At 68.0% G+C, this 16,508-nt stretch carries 14 protein-coding genes and 1 other RNA gene; 14 read left to right on the top strand and 1 reads right to left on the bottom strand.

Features of this window, described 5'->3' with window-relative positions; all coding sequences use genetic code 11:
* Positions 1–73: 73 nt before the first annotated feature.
* Complete coding sequence (gene rsmI, locus ACVCMB_RS08740; RefSeq protein ID WP_395120107.1) at positions 74–901, top strand: 16S rRNA (cytidine(1402)-2'-O)-methyltransferase; 828 nt, start codon at positions 74–76, stop codon at positions 899–901.
* Between the two features lie 514 nt (positions 902–1,415).
* On the opposite strand, the gene ACVCMB_RS08735 is transcribed toward rsmI, so the two are convergent.
* Positions 1,416–2,387, bottom strand: coding sequence for a hypothetical protein (locus tag ACVCMB_RS08735; protein WP_395120106.1), 972 nt, complete (start codon positions 2,385–2,387; stop codon positions 1,416–1,418).
* 246 nt (positions 2,388–2,633) lie between these two features.
* Here ACVCMB_RS08735 and rnpB point away from each other — a divergent pair.
* The 13 genes from rnpB (at position 2,634) to ACVCMB_RS08670 (ending at position 16,498) form a co-directional block, all read left to right on the top strand.
* Positions 2,634–2,998, top strand: an RNA gene (rnpB, locus tag ACVCMB_RS08730) — RNase P RNA component class A.
* A 323-nt stretch (positions 2,999–3,321) separates the two neighbouring features.
* Positions 3,322–3,768 (top strand): division/cell wall cluster transcriptional repressor MraZ, encoded by a 447-nt coding sequence (gene mraZ / locus ACVCMB_RS08725; protein ID WP_447106675.1) that lies wholly within the window; start codon positions 3,322–3,324, stop codon positions 3,766–3,768.
* Between the two features lie 26 nt (positions 3,769–3,794).
* Positions 3,795–4,754, top strand: a complete 960-nt coding sequence (rsmH, locus tag ACVCMB_RS08720) for a 16S rRNA (cytosine(1402)-N(4))-methyltransferase RsmH (RefSeq protein ID WP_447106674.1) — start codon at positions 3,795–3,797, stop codon at positions 4,752–4,754.
* A 5-nt stretch (positions 4,755–4,759) separates the two neighbouring features.
* Positions 4,760–5,020, top strand: a complete 261-nt coding sequence (gene ftsL / locus ACVCMB_RS08715; RefSeq protein WP_395121244.1) for a cell division protein FtsL — start codon at positions 4,760–4,762, stop codon at positions 5,018–5,020.
* On the top strand, positions 5,020–6,834 hold the full coding sequence (locus ACVCMB_RS08710; protein WP_447106673.1) for a peptidoglycan D,D-transpeptidase FtsI family protein: 1,815 nt from the start codon (positions 5,020–5,022) through the stop codon (positions 6,832–6,834). Before ftsL ends, ACVCMB_RS08710 begins: the two co-directional genes overlap by 1 nt.
* A complete protein-coding gene (locus tag ACVCMB_RS08705) occupies positions 6,831–8,336 on the top strand; it encodes a UDP-N-acetylmuramoyl-L-alanyl-D-glutamate--2,6-diaminopimelate ligase (RefSeq protein WP_447106672.1) in 1,506 nt (501 codons plus the stop codon). Before ACVCMB_RS08710 ends, ACVCMB_RS08705 begins: the two co-directional genes overlap by 4 nt.
* On the top strand, positions 8,333–9,715 hold the full coding sequence (locus tag ACVCMB_RS08700; RefSeq protein ID WP_447106671.1) for a UDP-N-acetylmuramoyl-tripeptide--D-alanyl-D-alanine ligase: 1,383 nt from the start codon (positions 8,333–8,335) through the stop codon (positions 9,713–9,715). The genes ACVCMB_RS08705 and ACVCMB_RS08700 overlap by 4 nt, the downstream gene beginning before the upstream one ends.
* A complete protein-coding gene (mraY, locus tag ACVCMB_RS08695) occupies positions 9,705–10,805 on the top strand; it encodes a phospho-N-acetylmuramoyl-pentapeptide-transferase (protein ID WP_395120100.1) in 1,101 nt (366 codons plus the stop codon). Before ACVCMB_RS08700 ends, mraY begins: the two co-directional genes overlap by 11 nt.
* A 129-nt stretch (positions 10,806–10,934) precedes the next feature.
* Positions 10,935–12,170, top strand: coding sequence for a putative lipid II flippase FtsW (gene ftsW / locus ACVCMB_RS08690; protein WP_447106670.1), 1,236 nt, complete (start codon positions 10,935–10,937; stop codon positions 12,168–12,170).
* Between the two features lie 23 nt (positions 12,171–12,193).
* A complete protein-coding gene (murG, locus tag ACVCMB_RS08685) occupies positions 12,194–13,300 on the top strand; it encodes an undecaprenyldiphospho-muramoylpentapeptide beta-N-acetylglucosaminyltransferase (RefSeq protein WP_447107152.1) in 1,107 nt (368 codons plus the stop codon).
* The gene (murC, locus tag ACVCMB_RS08680) at positions 13,297–14,736 is read left to right on the top strand and encodes a UDP-N-acetylmuramate--L-alanine ligase (protein ID WP_447106669.1); all 1,440 of its coding nucleotides are present in this window, start codon (positions 13,297–13,299) and stop codon (positions 14,734–14,736) included. Before murG ends, murC begins: the two co-directional genes overlap by 4 nt.
* Positions 14,733–15,767 (top strand): D-alanine--D-alanine ligase, encoded by a 1,035-nt coding sequence (locus ACVCMB_RS08675; RefSeq protein WP_447106668.1) that lies wholly within the window; start codon positions 14,733–14,735, stop codon positions 15,765–15,767. The genes murC and ACVCMB_RS08675 overlap by 4 nt, the downstream gene beginning before the upstream one ends.
* The gene (locus ACVCMB_RS08670) at positions 15,764–16,498 is read left to right on the top strand and encodes a cell division protein FtsQ/DivIB (protein WP_395120097.1); all 735 of its coding nucleotides are present in this window, start codon (positions 15,764–15,766) and stop codon (positions 16,496–16,498) included. The genes ACVCMB_RS08675 and ACVCMB_RS08670 overlap by 4 nt, the downstream gene beginning before the upstream one ends.
* Positions 16,499–16,508: the final 10 nt, after the last annotated feature.

Below are 16,508 nucleotides of genomic sequence, written 5' to 3'. Positions count from 1 at the left end.
GGAAATCCCTTGGTCGTCATGGTCGTCAATGCGCGATGATAGCCGATCGTCCCGCCGGCTCATGGAGTGCCCGATGTCTCGTGTTCAACCCGGCTGCCTGTGGGTGGTGGCCACGCCGATCGGGCATCGCGACGATCTGTCCGCCCGCGCCATCGAGACGCTGCGCGCGGTGGCCGTGATCGCCGCCGAAGACACTCGCCACAGTCGCCCGCTGTTGCTCCATCACGGCGTCGCCACGCCGCTGGTCGCCCTGCACGACTACAACGAGCGCGAGGTGGTGGACGCGCTGGTGGCACGCCTGCAGGGCGGCGAATCAGTGGCGCTGATTTCCGACGCCGGCACGCCGCTGATTTCGGATCCCGGTTTTCGCCTGGTGCGCGCGGCGCGTGCGGCAGGCATCCGCTGCGCGCCGGTGCCTGGCGCCTGCGCGGCGATTGCCGCGCTGTCCGTGGCCGGGCTGCCCAGCGACCGTTTCGTGTTCGAGGGCTTCCTGCCGCCCAAGGCCGCCGCGCGCCGCAGCCGGCTGCGGGAACTGTCCGGCGAGCCGCGCACGATCATCTTCTATGAGTCCTCGCACCGCGTCGCCGAAAGCCTGGCCGACATGCGCGACGTGTTCGGCGCCGAGCGCGAAGCCGTGCTCGCGCGCGAACTGACCAAGATGTTCGAAACCGTGCTGGGCGAGCCGCTGGCGGAGCTGGCGGCACGTGTCGCCGCCGACCCCGATCAGCAGCGAGGCGAGCATGTGATCGTGGTCGCGGGGCGTGGTGAGGAAGCCGACGCCAAATTGGTCGAAGGGCGACGTGTCTTCGCGATCCTGCGCGAGGAGCTGCCGCCGGCGAAGGCCGCGAAACTGGCCGCGGCGATCAGCGGGGCACCGCGCAAGCTTCTGTACCAAGAGTAGGGGATGGAGAGGGTAGAGACCCGTTCAAGTCTTGAGCGCTTTTCCGATTATCGGTTCCTCGTTTTCCATTTCCCTTTTTCTTGGGTCCAGATCACGACCCCCCTGGGCAATGCTATGGTCCGAAAAGCATTTCGCGCAAAGGAAACCACCACACGAACAGAAAGACGAAGAGTGACCAACCCAGCCAGCTCGTCGCGGTTTTCTCCCGGCTCGGTGGCAGCCTCCGCACTTGTTGCATGATCAACGTGATCATGACTATCGGAACTCCGACATCCCCGACAAGCCGGAGAAGTTCCGGATCGGGCGTGAGTCCAAACGCCGAAAGCCAGTCCTCGCCCCTCTGGTGGCGCCGATAGGCCACTAGTCCGTTTATGATCACTGAGCCCGACAATGCTAGCCAAATTGCATAATGACGCCAACTGGACGACTGCGTGTCATCGGCTTTCGTCGGAATTTGCTTTTGATTCGTCATAAGCCCCCATACCTAAGTAGTGACGTCGGTGACGAGTTCAAGTTAGCGACCTGGGTAAGGGGTGTGGCATGTCACCGTATCTTTGTGCAGCTTGTGCAAGCCGATCACGAACGGCACGATCGCGGCAGCGCATACCACTGCTCCTACACCCGTCTCGGCAAGCCCACATGCTGTGCCAGCTGCCAGGTCATTTCCGCCTTGCGCCAAATTATCCGTGCCCATATCGTCGCAAGCGTTCTGTCGGTCATGCTCATAGAGAATGCAATCTATGTCGTTCGGAGCGCAACCGTCTGGACGCGGCGGCTGACTTGTTGGAGGGGCGTCCCCGAATGCGCTACCCCACCATAGATCGTACGAACCCCAATTTGACATGCCACCAGGGCCCCAGTCTGACAAGCCTCCCGCCCATTCGTTGCATGAACCAGGGATTGGGAAACAGTCGCCACCGGTTGGAGTGGCCCACAGAGAACCGTCGTCGTCGCCAAGCCCGCCCGTATCGCGTGGTGGCGGAAAGAAAAAACTCGGATTGACGTTCCTTAGCCCCCCAGTCGACGGACGAAAGTTGGCGTTAGCACTCCGTGGTCCTGCATGCACCATGATCGCGTCGGACTTGGCGGCGCTGATGGACTGATACATTTGATCGTACATTTGGCTGGCTGCTTGGCCATTACCATTCGTGACTTGCAGCAGAACCCGCTCGAGCGGGAGCGTTGACTGGCTGCCCGTAACATCCACTAGTGTGACGGTACCGTTCTGGAAGTCAAACGAAGCGCTTAATCCATTCTTAAGTCGAATGGCGTAAGTCTTGGATGCCCTCTCGGCATGGAAGTAATTCAGCTCGAAGCCGGTGGAGGAAGATTGAGCTTGGATGGCTGCAGCGAGGTCAGTGCCGTGCGCTCCAAATGCACCAGGCATGGGCGATGCCGCAAATACAGAATTACTCACGCCACCGCACACAAGCAGCAGAATCAAGCCAATGGCTTTCACCTTGTTCGGAATAATCATAGATTCCATTTCGATAATCCTCATCATTGGTACTCCAAATTCATCCCCTGTTCAAAAACGCTACCCCCCCTCTGTGAGGTGTCAAGTATCAGCATTTGCCCAGCACATGTGAGCTCAAAATAAAGTCGGACGATGCCAACACTGCGTGTCGGCGACCGCCCCGCTGAGGCGGATAAAACCATCGGGTGCCGTGTTGAACGCCGGCAGTGCCCGTCCGATGCGCCGCGTCCCATCCCGACCGAGTACACTGGCCACGGAGTCGGCCGGGCAGTCGCGTCGCGCGCAAGCGCATCGAGGAAAGTCCGGGCTCCACAGGGCAGAGTGCCAGGTAACTCCTGGGCAGCGTGAGCTGACGGCCAGTGCAACAGAGAGCAGACCGCCGATGGCCTCGCAAGAGGATCAGGCAAGGGTGAAAGGGTGCGGCAAGAGCGCACCGCGTACGGGGCCAACGCCGTACGGCACGGTAAACCCCACTCGGAGCAAGACCAAATAGGGGAACGATAACGCGGCCCGCGTTGTTCCCGGGTAGGTTGCTGGAGCCAGGCGGCGACGCCTGGCCGAGAGGAATGACTGTCGCGCCGCAAGGCGTACAGAACCCGGCTTACAGGCCGACTCCACCTCTTTCCGTACCGCCGACGCCGCGACTGACCTGTCGCGGCGTCGGCTGCGCGTGCCGATGAACGGCGATTCATCCGCGTGCGTCGGTCACGGGGGCGCGGAAGCGCCAAGCGGCTGGCCTCGGCCGCAAACCGGCTGCAGGGTCGCCGCAAAAAATTCCCTGCTTTCAACCACCTTGTCGGCCTTCCTCAGAATATCCTGCACATACATTCAGACTTCGCCTTTACTCCTTGATTCACAAGCAATTTCGGCTTGACAGTCTCAGCGGGCGAGACTATCGTGGCTTTCAGTGTGAAATCGTGGGTTTTAGTGGAGTCTGCTGACCGTGTTCCAGGGCGAAACCGCCATCACCATCGACGACAAGGGCCGCCTGGCCATCCCGACCGCGTATCGGGAGCAGGTGGCGGGCGAGTGCGCCAATCGTCTGGTGGTCACCTACAACCCGTTCGAACCGGGTTGCCTGTGGCTGTTTCCGCATGACGAGTGGGAGAAGGTGCGCGATCAGGTGAACCAGCTGCCCAAGGTCAAGGCGGCCCATCGCGACATGCAGATGAAGCTGGTCGGCGCCGCCGCCGTGGTCGAGCCCGACAGTGCCGCGCGCATCCTGCTGCCGGCCAGCCAGCGGGCCACCACCGGCATCGAGAAGAAGGCGGTGCTGCTCGGCATGGGCAACAAATTCGAACTGTGGAGCGAGCGGGCGCACCTGGCCAAGATCCGCCAAAGCATCGGCGAAGACGAGATCACCAGCGAAATGGCAGAGCTGCGCCTGTAATCCACAGGCGCGGGCGTGGCGGAATCATGCGGGATGGGACGGGAGTGCGCTCGGTGCAATTGCAGCATGTCCCGGTGATGCTGGGCGAGGCGGTGGAGGGATTGTCCGTGCAGGCAGACGGGCGCTATCTGGACGGCACGTTCGGGCGCGGTGGTCATGCGCGCGCGGTGCTGTCGCGCCTGGGTCCGGCCGGCCGGCTCTTGTTGATGGATCGCGATCCGGCCGCGATCGCCGCTGCGCGGGCCGAGTTTGCCGCCGACGCACGGGTGGCGATCCGCCACGCCAACTTCTCCAGCCTGGCCGAATGGGACGAGACCGCCGCCGGGCTCGACGGCGTGCTGCTCGACCTGGGCGTCTCGTCGCCGCAACTGGACGAGGCCGCGCGGGGCTTCAGCTTCATGGCCGATGCGCCGCTGGACATGCGCATGGACACCACGCAGGGCGAGAGCGCCGCCGATTTCCTCGCTCACGGCAGCGAGCGCGAGATTGCCGACGTGCTGTGGAATTACGGCGAGGAGCGCCACAGCCGGCGCATCGCCCGCGCCATCGTGGCCGATCGCGACGCCACCCCGTTCACCCGCACCGGCCAGCTGGCCGCGCTGATCGAGCGCGTGGTGGGCCGGCGCGAGCCGGGCAAGCATCCGGCCACGCGCAGCTTCCAGGCGCTGCGCATTCGCGTGAACGGCGAGCTGGACGCCTTGCAGCAGGGTCTGGACGCCGCGCTGGAACGGCTCAATCCGGGCGGGCGGCTGTCGGTGATCAGCTTCCACTCGCTGGAGGATCGCGCGGTGAAGCTGTTCATCCGCGACCACTCCGGACGCGTGCAGAACAGTCGTCGCGGACCGCCAGTGCAGGGGGCGCCGGCGCAGTTGGTGGCAATCGGCAAGGCGCAATTCCCGTCCGAGGCCGAGCTGGCCGCCAATCCGCGGTCACGCTCGGCGGTGCTGCGCGTGGCCGAGAAGCTGCCGCGGGAGGTCGCCGCGTGAAGCTGATCAGCACCGTGATCTGCGCACTCCTGCTGGTGGCCGCGGTGGCCAGCGCGCTGGGCGTGGTGTGGACGCGCCACGAAAGCCGCGTGCTGTTCGTGCAACTGACCCAGCTGCAGAACCAGCGCGACGACCTCAACATCGAATACGGCCGCCTGGAACTGGAGCAGGCCACCTACGCCGAGCCGCGTCGCATCGACGACGAGGCACGGCAGAAGCTGGGCATGGTCGATCCGCGCCCGCAAGACATCCGGTTGCTGCGCTGATGGACATGCGCAAACACGCCAAGCCAGCCGCACGCGGTCGCCGCCAGGCGAGCGGCCCCAGCGCGCGCCGGCGCATGTATCTGGTCGCCGGCCTGCTCGGGCTTACCGCCACCGGCCTGGTCGCGCGAGCGTTCGACCTGCAGGTGGTACGCAAGCAGTTCTACCAGCGCCAGGGCGACGCGCGCTTCCTGCGCGAGATGCCGATCCCGGTCTCGCGCGGCACCATCTTCGACCGCAATGGCGAGCCGCTGGCGGTGTCGACGCCGGTGACCTCGATCTGGGCCAATCCCTCCGAGGTGCTGGACAACGACCAGCGCATCCCGGATCTGGCGCGCGCGCTGGGCGTGAATGCGGACGAGCTGAAGAGCCGCCTGGCCCAGCGCTCGGACCGCGAGTTCGTCTATCTGCGTCGCCAGATGTCGCCCGAAGCCGCGCAGGCGGTGCTGGACCTGGGCATCCCCGGCATCAACGGCCAGCGCGAGTTCAAGCGCTTCTACCCATCCGGCGGGGTCACCGCGCACGTGCTGGGTTTCACCAATATCGACGACCACGGCCAGGAGGGGCTGGAGCTGGCCTACGATGACTGGCTCTCGGGCAAGCCCGGCGCCAAGCGGGTGATCCGCGACCGCATGGGCCACGTGGTGGAAGACGTCGAGCAGGTGCGTGCGCCCAAGCCGGGACGCAACCTCACCCTCAGCATCGACCGGCGCATCCAGTTCCTGGCCTACAGCGAACTGAAGAGCACCGTGGACAAGTTCCAGGCCGATTCGGCCTCGATGGTGATCCTCGACGTGCATACCGGGGAGGTGTTGGCGATGGTCAACCTGCCCACCTACAACCCCAACGCGCTCGACTCCAGCCGCGCTGGCCAGCGCCGCAACCGCGCGATGACCGACGTGCTCGAACCGGGCTCGACGATCAAGCCGATCCTGATGGCCGCGGCGCTGTCCAGCGGCAAGTTCACCCCCACCAGCCCGATCATCGACACCACCGGCGGGCACTGGTTTTTCCAGGGCCACGACATCCACGACACGCACAACTACGGCCTGCTGACGCCGACCGGCGTGATCACCAAGTCCAGCAACGTGGGCGCGGCGCACATCGCGATGGATCTGGACACCACGCTGATGTACGACACCTACCGCGCCTTCGGTTTCGGCAACAGCACCAACAGCGGCTTCCCCGGCGAAGCCTCCGGCTACCTGCGCATCGGCGCCGACTGGCGGCCGCTGGAAAAGGCCATCCTCGGCTACGGCTACGGCCTCAACGTCACTGTGCTGCAGCTGGCCAACGCCTACGCCACCATCGCCGACAACGGCCTGATGCATGGCCCGAGCTTCATCAAGGGCGCGGAGACGCCCTCGCGCCAGATCATCTCGCCCGAGGTGGCGCACGAGCTGATCGGGATGATGGAGACCGTGACCGGCCCCGGCAGCACCGCGCCGCAGGCGCGCATCGCCAATTACGCGGTCGCCGGCAAGACCGGCACCGCGCACAAGGCCAACGCCGGCGGCTACGACAAGCACAGCTACACCGCGGCATTCGCCGGCATCGTGCCGGCCACCAACCCGCGCCTGGTCGGCGTGGTGGTGGTCGACAACCCGAGCAAGGGCAGCTACTACGGCGGCATGGTCTCCGCGCCGGTGTTCTCGCGCGTGATGAGCGGTGCGCTGCGCCTGCTCGACGTGCCGCCGGACAACATCGGCCGCTGGTACGTCGGCGGCCCGCTGCAGGGCGCCGGCGGCCTCGCGGGCAGCAAGCCGCCGGTCGAGGCGCCGATCGACGACGCGCCGATCGACGAGGGCACGCCATGAGCACCGGCCACCTCGATCAGCTGCTGCTGGGGATCGCCGATGCTCAGCTGGCGGCAAACCCGGCGGCGGCGCGCATGGTGGTGTCCGGCATGACCCTGGACTCGCGCCAGGTGCGCCGCGGCGATGCGTTCTTCGCGCTGCGCGGCGGCCGCGCGCACGGCATCGCGTTCGCCGCCAACGCGGTGCAGCGTGGTGCCCGCGTGGTGCTGGCCGAAGCCCCGGCCGAGGATGTCGCGGCGCTCGACGTGCCGGTGCTGTGGATCGATGGCCTGCATGCGCAGGTGGGCGAGATCGCCGCGCGCTTCCACGACCGGCCCAGCGAGTCGATGCGCGTGGTCGGCGTCACCGGCACCAACGGCAAGACCTCGTGCGTGCAGTTGCTGGCGCAGGCCTGGACGGCGCTCGGCCACCGCGCCGCGACCATCGGCACGCTGGGCGCCGGCGTGCATGGCCAGTTGCTCGAAGGCGAGCGCACCACGCCCGACGCGATCAGCGTGCAGGCGCTGCTGGCTCGCTTCCGCGATGCCGGCGTCAGCCACGTGGCGATGGAAGTGTCCTCGCACGCGCTGGTGCAGGGGCGCGTGGCCGGGGTGGAATTCGAGGCGGCGGCCTTCACCAATCTCACCCGCGACCACCTCGACTATCACGGCTCGATGGAAGCCTACGGCGCGGCCAAGGCCATGCTGTTCGCGATGCCGGGCCTGCGCGTGGCAGCACTCAACAGCGACGACGGCTTCGGCCGCGAACTGGCCGGCACGCTGCCCGACAACCTGCGCGTGCTGCGCTTCAGCGCGGCCGGCGAGAGCGCGGCGGATGTCGCCGCCGAAGACGTGGTGACTTCGGCCAGCGGGCTCAGCTTTCAATTGCGCACGCCGTGGGGCAGCCGCGCACTGCACAGCCACCTGCTCGGCCGGTTCAATGTCGCCAACCTGCTCGCCGTGATCGCCTGCCTCGGCGCACTGGGCGAACCGTTCGAACGCATCGTGCAGGTGGCCGGGCAGTTGCAGCCGGTCAACGGCCGGATGAACCGGCTGGGCGGATGGCACGGCCTGCCGCTGGTGGTAGTCGACTATGCGCACACGCCTGATGCGCTGGAGCAGGCGCTGACCGCCCTGCGCGCGCATTGCGCGGGCAAGCTGATCTGCGTGTTCGGTTGCGGCGGCGAACGCGACACCGGCAAGCGCCCGCTGATGGGCGCGATCGCGGCGCGGCTGGCGGACATCGCCATCGTCACCGACGACAACCCGCGTGGCGAGGACGGCGACGCGATCGTGGCGCAAATCGTGGCCGGCATGGCCGACGCAAAGGCGATGGCGGTCCAGCGCGATCGCGCGGTGGCGATTGCCGACGCGCTGGAGCTGGCCCGCGCCGGCGACGTGGTGCTGATTGCCGGCAAGGGCCACGAAACCTACCAGGACGGCGCCACCGGCAAGCATCCGTTCGACGATCTGGCAGTGGCGCGCACCGCGCTGGACCGGCTGGGCCGGGAGTCGCACGCATGATGCGGCTGGGCGCCATCGCGATGTGGCTGCATGGTCGCCTGCTCGACGGCGACGCGACGTTGGAGCAGGCCGAGATCACCGGCGTGGCGATCGACACGCGCAAGCTGCGCCCGGGCGAACTGTTCGCGGCGATCAAGGGCGAGCACGTGGACGGCCACGACTACCTGGACGAAGCGCTGGCCCGCGGCGCGGTGGCGGCGCTGGTGACGCATCCGGTCGACAGCGCGCTGCCGCAGCTGCGCGTCGACGACGTCGAGGTGGCGCTGGGCGACCTGGCCAGCGCGGTGCGCGCGCAACGCGACGTGCGCGTGGTCGGCATCACCGGTTCCAACGGCAAGACCACGGTGAAGACCCTGGTCGCCTCGATCCTGTCGCGCCATGGCCGCACGCACGTCAGCAGCGGCAACTACAACAACGAACTGGGCCTGCCGCTGAGCCTGCTGGCAATGCCGCGCGACACCGAATACGCGGTGTTCGAGATGGGCGCGGGCAAGCCCGGCGACATCGCCTATCTCGCTGCCATCGCACGGCCAGATATCGGCCTCGTCACGCTCATCGCGCCGGCCCATCTTGAACGCATGGGCAGCATCGAGGGCGTGGCCGAAACCAAGGGCGCGCTGTACCAGGCCTTGCCGGCCGACGGCATTGCCATCATCAACGCGGACGACAGCTTTGCCAGCTTCTTCGGCGGGCTCGCCGGTGCGCGCAAGACGCTGCGTTTCGGCCTGGAGCAACCGGCCGACGTGCGCGCCGGTGCGATCGAACTGCGCGCCGACGGTTCGCGCTTCATGCTGCACACGCCGGCAGGCGAGGCCGAGGTGACTTTGCCGCTGCCCGGTCGCCACAACGTCGCCAACGCGCTGGCCGCCACTGCGGTGGCGCTGGCGTTGCAGGTGCCGCTGGAAACCATCGTTGCCGGGCTGGAGCAGGTTTCCGGCGTGGCCGGCCGCCTGCGCCGCCTGGTTGCCGTCGGCGGCTGGACGGTCATCGACGACAGCTACAACGCCAACCCCGGTTCCATGGCGGCCGCCATCGACACGCTGCTGCTGGCCGGCGGCGAACGCTGGCTGGTGCTGGGCGACATGGCCGAGCTGGGCGCGGATGCGCGTGCGCTGCATGCGAGCATCGGCGAGCGGGCGCGCGAGCGCGGCGTCGATCGCCTGTTCGCGGTCGGCCCGCTGGGCGCGGCCACGGTGGAGGCGTTCGGCGCTGGCGGCGAGCATTTTTCCGACAAGCCGGCCCTGATCGACGCGCTGCGCGCGCAGCTGCACGCGGGCGTCACCTGCCTGGTCAAGGGTTCGCGTTCGGCCGGCATGGAACAGGTGGTGGCCGCGCTCATTGCCGCGCCCGCCCACGGAGGTGCGAACGATGCTGCTTGAGCTGGCCGACTGGATGGCGCGGCATTTCACCGCCCTGCATCTGTTCCAGTACATCACCTTCCGCGCCATCATGGCTGCGCTCACCGCGCTGTCGCTGTCGCTGCTGTGCGGGCCGTGGCTGATCAACCGCCTGGCCGCGCTGAAGGCCGGCCAGGTGGTGCGCAGCGACGGTCCGCAGACGCACCTGGTCAAGGCCGGCACGCCGACCATGGGCGGCGTGATGATCCTGCTCTCGGTCACCGTGGCCACCCTGCTGTGGGCCGACGTGCACAACCGTTACGTATGGGTGGTGCTCGGCGTGCTGCTGAGCTTCGGTGCGATCGGTTTCTACGACGACTACCGCAAGCTGGTGCTGAAGGACAGCCGCGGTCTGGCCAGCCGCTGGAAATATTTCTGGCAGTCGGTGTTCGGGCTCGGCGCGGCGCTGTTCCTGTTCTACACCGCGCCGCACGCCGTGCATGGCGCCACCGTGGCGGAGACCGCGCTGTACGTGCCGCTGTTCAAGCACGTGGTGGTGCCGCTGGGGCTGTTCTTCGTGGTGATCACCTACTTCATGATCGTGGGCTTCTCCAACGCGGTGAACCTCACCGACGGGCTGGATGGGCTGGCGATCATGCCGACGGTGCTGGTCTCCGGCGCGCTGGGCGTGTTCGCCTATGTGGCCGGCAACCGGGTGTTCTCCGAGTACCTCGGCGTGCCGGCGATTCCCGGCGCGGGCGAGCTGGCGATCGTCACCGGCGCGCTGGCCGGAGCGGGGCTGGGCTTCCTGTGGTTCAACACCTATCCGGCGCAGGTGTTCATGGGCGACGTGGGCGCGCTGGCGATCGGCGCGGCACTGGGTTGCATCGCGGTGATCGTGCGTCAGGAGATCGTGCTGCTGGTGATGGGCGGCGTGTTCGTGATGGAAACCGCCTCGGTGATGATCCAGGTGGCCAGCTTCAGGCTCACCGGCAAGCGGGTGTTCCGCATGGCGCCGGTGCACCACCACTTCGAACTGAAGGGCTGGCCCGAGCCGCGCGTGATCGTGCGCTTCTGGATCATCTCCGTCGTCCTCGTGCTGGTCGGTCTTGCCACGTTGAAGGTGCGCTGATGAGAGCCGGGAATAGGGAATCGGGAATAGGGAATGGGAAAGAGCGCGCAGTGCGTCGCGACCGTGCGCCCGCATGCTCTTCCCATTCCCTATTCCCTATTTCCTATTCCCTCGCAGCGGAGCAAGCAAATGTTTGACGCCGCCTCCCAGGCTCGTCGTCGCAATGGCCCGCGGGGGCATTTCGACCCGTGGCTGCTGGTTGCGCTGGTGGGGCTGGCCAGCCTCGGGGTGGTGATGGTGGCGTCCAGTTCGATCGCGGTGGCGGACAGCCAGGAGCTGGGCGCGTTCTATTTCCTGCGCCGGCACCTGGTGTTCCTCGGCATCGGCATGGTCGCGGCCGGGCTGGCCATGCGCACGGAGCTGCGGCTGCTGGAGAAGTTTGCGTTTCCGTTGCTGGCACTGGCATTCGTGCTGCTGCTGGCGGTGTTCGTGCCGCACCTGGGCATGCGCATCAACGGCGCGCGGCGTTGGCTCAACCTGCTGGTGACCACGTTCCAGCCGGTGGAGGCGGTGAAGTTGATCCTGGTGATCTACATCGCCAGCTATCTGGTGCGCCACCGCATCAACGTGGAGACCCGCTTCCTCGGCCTGATCAAGCCGATCGCCGTGGCCGGCATCATCGTGCTGCTGCTGCTGGCGCAGCCGGATTTCGGTTCGGCCACGCTGGTGATTGCGGTGACCATCGCGATGGTCTGGCTGGGCGGGGCGCGGCCGATCTTCCTGTTCCTGATGGGCTTGCCGCTGATGCCGCTGCTGTACATCGCGGCGACCGGCGAGAGCTACCGCATGAAGCGGCTGACCTCGTTCCTCGACCCATGGAAGGACCCGTTCAACGACGGCTTCCAGCTGACCCAGTCGCTGATGGCGATCGGCCGCGGCGAGTGGGATGGCGTGGGCCTGGGTTCCAGCGTGCTGAAACTCTCCTACCTGCCCGAGGCGCATACCGATTTCATCTTCGCGGTGATCGGCGAGGAGCTGGGCCTGGCCGGCGTGGTACTGGTGATCGGCCTGTTCGCGCTCGCCGTCTGGCGTGGGCTGCAAATGGGCCTGAAGGGTGTCGACGTGAACCAGCGCTTTGCCGGCTACGTGGCCTTCGGCGTGTCGCTGATGCTGGCGATGCAGGCGATCGTGTCGGTGGGCGTGAACCTCGGCGCCTTGCCGACCAAGGGCCTGACCCTGCCACTGATCAGCTACGGCGGCTCCTCGATGGTGCTCACCTGTGCCATGGCCGGCGTGCTGCTGCGCGCCACTTTCGAGATCAATCGCGCGCTGGACGCCCGCCAGATGGCCACGCGCATGCCGGCAGCCGTGACCGTGGCCGACGCGAATGCCGCGGTGACGCCGCGCGAGGCGGAGGCCGCATGAACGCCGCGACGCGGGAATCGGGAATGGGCGAAGACCGGCGCGGGGCGCGGCCTGCTTTTGCCGATCCGCGACCGGTGCTCATCATGGCCGGCGGCACCGGTGGACACATCTTCCCGGGACTGGCGGTGGCCGAATGCCTGCGCGGGCAAGGTGTGCCGGTGGCGTGGCTGGGGGCGGTCGGCGGGATGGAGACGCGGGTGGTGCCGGCGCACGGGATCGAGTTGCACACGGTGGCGGTGGGCGGTTTGCGCGGAAAAGGCTGGAAGACCCGGCTGCTGGCGCCGCTGATGCTGCTGCGCGCGCTTCTTGCCTCGCTGGCGTTGCTGCGGCGGCTGCGTCCGCGCAGCGTGCTGTCGATGGGTGGCTACGTGGCCGGCCCCGGCGGTCTCGCCGCGTGGCTGCTGCGGCGGCCGCTGCTGGTGCATGAACAGAATCGCGTGGCCGGTTTCACCAACCGCAAGCTGGCCGCATTGGCGCGCCGCGTGCTGGCCGGCTTCGACGGCGTGCTGCCGCAGGCGCAGTGGGTCGGCAATCCGGTACGTGCGGTGATCGGCGCGCTGCCGCCGCCGGCGCAACGCATGGTCGATCGCCCGGGTGCGCCACGCTTGCTGGTGCTGGGCGGCAGCCTTGGGGCGCGTGCGCTGAATCTCGCGGTGCCGCAGGCGCTGGCCCGACTCGAACCCGGGCAGCGTCCCGAGGTGTTGCACCAATGCGGCAGTCGTGGCCTCGACGAGGCACGCGCGGCGTATGCGCAGGCCGGCGTGGAAGCGCGCGTGGTGGCCTTCATCGACGACATGGCCGATGCCTACGGCTGGGCGGACCTGGCGGTCTGCCGTGCTGGTGCGCTGACCCTGGCCGAACTTTCCGCCGCCGGGCTCGGCGCCTTGCTGGTGCCGTTTCCGTACGCGGTGGACGACCACCAGACGCGCAACGCGGAGGCGCTTGCGGCGGTCGGCGCCGCCGAGATCATGCAGGAGAATGCACTGGACAACCAACAACTGGCGCAGCGGTTGGCTGCGCTGCTCGGCGATCGAACCGCCCTGCTGGCCATGGCCGAAGCGGCACGCACGCTGGCCAAGCCCGACGCGGCGCAGGTGATCGCGCGCGCCTGCACGGAGGTGGCTGCATGAGCCGGCTCTCCGCCCAGCAGGACCCGATGAGCACGTTTCGCCGGGTGCATTTCATCGGCATCGGCGGCGTGGGCATGAGCGGCATCGCCGAGGTGCTGCACAACCTGGGCTACGCGGTGTCCGGTTCCGACCGTGCCGGCTCACCCACGGTGCAGCGGCTGCAGCGGCTGGGCCTCACCGTGCACGTGGGCCACGCCGCGGAGAACGTCGCCGGCGCCGACGTGGTGGTCACCTCCAGCGCGATCAAGCCGGACAACCCGGAGCTGGCTGCTGCTCTCGCGGCGCGCATCCCGGTGATCCCGCGTGCGGAAATGCTGGGCGAGCTGATGCGTTTTCGCCGCGGCATCGCGATCGCCGGCACGCACGGCAAGACCACCACCACCAGCCTCACCGCCAGCGTCCTGGCCGAGGCCGGTTACGACCCGACCTTCGTGATCGGCGGCCAGCTCAATGCGGCCGGCGCCAACGCGCGGCTCGGCACCGGCCAGTACCTGGTGGCCGAAGCGGACGAGTCGGACGGCTCGTTCCTGCTGCTGTCGCCGGTGATCGCCGCGATCACCAACATCGACGCCGACCACCTGGAGAACTACCACGGCGACTTCGCCGAGGTGAAGAAGGCGTTCGCCGATTTCCTGCACCGGCTGCCGTTCTACGGCCTGGCGGTGCTGTGCGTGGACGACCCGGAAGTGGCCGCGCTGGCCAAGGCCACCAATCGCCGGGTGATCCGTTACGGCATCGACAGCGCGGACGCCGACGTGCGCGCGCTGAACCTGCGCCAGCAGGGTTTCGAGATGCATTTCGAACTGCAGTTGCCCGATGGCGCGGCGGCCGTGCCGGTCACGCTGAACCTGCCCGGGCGGCACAACGTGCTCAACGCGCTGGCCGCCGCCACGATCGGCTGGCAGCTCGGTGTCGAGGTGGCGGCGATCGCCGCCGCACTGAAGGGTTTCCAGGGCGTGGGCCGGCGCTTCCATCGGCGCGGCGAGCTCGCCATCGATGGCGGCCGCGTGCTGCTGGTCGACGACTACGGCCACCACCCGCGCGAGATTGCGGCGGTGTTCGCGGCGGTGCGCGGCGGCTGGCCGGAGCGGCGCCTGGTAGTGGCCTTCCAGCCGCACCGCTACAGCCGCACGCGCGACCTGCTGGACGATTTTGCCAACGTGCTGGCCGACGCCGACGTGCTGGTGCTGACCGATGTGTACCCGGCCGGCGAGGCGCCGATCGCCGGCGCCGACGGCCGCGCGCTGGCGCGTGCCGTGCGTGCGCGCGGCAAGGTCGACCCGGTGCTGGTCGAGCATCCGCGCGAGTTCCGCGCCAGCCTGCCCAGCCTGCTGCACGACGGCGACCTGTTGCTGCTGCTCGGCGCCGGCGACATCGGCGCGGCGGCGGTCGAGCTGGCGAACGCCGGCCAACTCAAGACGAAGGGGGCCGCATGATGGCCGCAATCACGAATCCCGGCACCTCCCGCATCACCGATCCCGCGCAGTTCGGCCGTGTAGCGGTGGTCATGGGCGGCAGCTCGGCCGAGCGCGAGGTGTCGCTGGATTCCGGCCGCAACGTGCTGGCCGCACTGCGCGCGCGCGGCATCGACGCGCATGCGATCGACGGTATCCCGGCCCTGCTCGACGCGCTGCGCGCGGGCCACTTCGCGCGTGTGTTCAACATCCTGCACGGCCAGCACGGCGGTGGCGAGGATGGCGTGCTGCAAGGTGCGCTGGAATCGCTGCACGTGCCGTACACCGGTTCGGGCGTGCTCGGCTCGGCGTTGTCGATGGACAAGACCCGCTCCAAGCGCGTGTGGCAATCGCTGGGCCTGTCCACGCCGACCTTCGCCGCGCTGCCGCGTGGCGCGGACGTGCTCGCCGCGGCGCGGCGGATCGGCTATCCGCTGATCGTCAAGCCCGCATGCGAAGGCTCCAGCGTCGGCGTGACCCGGGTGTTCGCCGAGCAGGACCTGGCCGCGGCGGTCGAATTGGCCGAGCGCTATCCGGGCGATCTGCTGATGGAAACCCTGATCGAGGGCGACGAACTTACCGTCGCCATTCTCGGCCGCCAGGTGCTGCCGAGCATCCATATCGTGCCCAAGGGAGCGTTCTACGACTACAACGCCAAGTACGTGGCCGAGGACACCCAGTACATCTGCCCCGGTGCCGAAGGTGCCGCGGCGGACGAACTGGCGGTGCTGTCGCTGGCTGCGTTCGACGCGCTGGGCTGCGCCGGCTGGGGCCGCGTCGACGTGATGCGCGACCGCAACGGCCGTCCCTGGCTGCTGGAGGTCAACACCGCCCCCGGCATGACCTCGCACTCGCTGGTGCCCAAGGCCGCCGCCGCCGCCGGCATCGACTACCAGGAACTGTGCTGGCGTGTGCTGGAGACGAGCTTCGCTCGGGATTCGGGTTTGGGGATTCGGGATTCCGCAAACGCCGGTTCTGCCCATGCCCGCGGCTCCGAGGGGGGCGCCCCATGAAAGGCCCCATCCGCCTCGCTGCCTGGTGCCTGGCCATCGCGCTCGTCGCGTTGCCGGTCGTCGGGCTGCTGCGCGGGTGGTTTGCCGCCGATCGCTGGCCGGTGACCCAGCTGACCGTGCAGGCGGAGTTCAAGCACGTCACTGCTGCCGAGATCCGCACGGCGGTGCTGCCGCGACTGGGCAAGGGTTTCTTCGCGCTGGATCTCGATGCGGTGCAGAAGGCTGTCGCCGCGTTGCCGTGGGTGGAGTCGGTGGAGGCGCGCAAGCGCTGGCCCGATACCTTGCAACTGCGCATCTACGAGCGCCAGCCGTTCGCGCGCTGGAATGACAGGCAGCTGATCAGCCGCCAGGGCCGCGTGTTCGACGCCCCCGGCGTAGATCAGCTGACCGCCTTGCCCGGCCTGAGTGGTCCGGATGCGCGGCTGGCCGAGGTGGTGAGCTTCTACGCCGATGTCAGCAAGGCGTTTGCCGGCACCCACCTGCGCATCAATGGCGTGGCGCTGACCGAACGCGGCAGCTGGAGTGTCACCACCGGCAGCGGCGCGCGCATCGTGATCGGCGACCGCGAGCAGGCCGGCCGCCGGCTGCATCGTTTCCTCGACGTCTACCCGCAGCTGATCGCCGGCCATGCCGACGGCTTCGTTTACGCCGATCTTCGCTACACCAACGGCTTTGCCGTGCGCTGGCCCGACGCGGCCGGCGCCCCGGCTGGAGGTTCACCCCGCTCATGACTGTCTCGCC

It is taken from the genome of Rhodanobacter sp. UC4443_H10 (assembly GCF_052978325.1).
Note: the sequence above shows the minus strand (reverse complement) of the source record. Positions and strands in the feature narration are given on the sequence as shown.

Bases quoted from the DNA above. Each gene is read 5' to 3' on its own strand.
- ACVCMB_RS08710 (WP_447106673.1), top strand. From the start codon at position 5,020: ATGGACATGCGCAAACACGCCAAGCCAGCCGCACGCGGTCGCCGCCAG.
- ACVCMB_RS08705 (WP_447106672.1), top strand. From the start codon at position 6,831: ATGAGCACCGGCCACCTCGATCAGCTGCTGCTGGGGATCGCCGATGCT.
- ACVCMB_RS08670 (WP_395120097.1), top strand. From the start codon at position 15,764: ATGAAAGGCCCCATCCGCCTCGCTGCCTGGTGCCTGGCCATCGCGCTC.
- murC (WP_447106669.1), top strand. From the start codon at position 13,297: ATGAGCCGGCTCTCCGCCCAGCAGGACCCGATGAGCACGTTTCGCCGG.
- rsmH (WP_447106674.1), top strand. From the start codon at position 3,795: ATGCGGGATGGGACGGGAGTGCGCTCGGTGCAATTGCAGCATGTCCCG.
- murG (WP_447107152.1), top strand. From the start codon at position 12,194: ATGGGCGAAGACCGGCGCGGGGCGCGGCCTGCTTTTGCCGATCCGCGA.
- ACVCMB_RS08735 (WP_395120106.1), bottom strand. From the start codon at position 2,387: ATGGAATCTATGATTATTCCGAACAAGGTGAAAGCCATTGGCTTGATT.
- ftsW (WP_447106670.1), top strand. From the start codon at position 10,935: ATGTTTGACGCCGCCTCCCAGGCTCGTCGTCGCAATGGCCCGCGGGGG.
- rsmI (WP_395120107.1), top strand. From the start codon at position 74: ATGTCTCGTGTTCAACCCGGCTGCCTGTGGGTGGTGGCCACGCCGATC.
- ACVCMB_RS08675 (WP_447106668.1), top strand. From the start codon at position 14,733: ATGATGGCCGCAATCACGAATCCCGGCACCTCCCGCATCACCGATCCC.
- mraY (WP_395120100.1), top strand. From the start codon at position 9,705: ATGCTGCTTGAGCTGGCCGACTGGATGGCGCGGCATTTCACCGCCCTG.
- ACVCMB_RS08700 (WP_447106671.1), top strand. From the start codon at position 8,333: ATGATGCGGCTGGGCGCCATCGCGATGTGGCTGCATGGTCGCCTGCTC.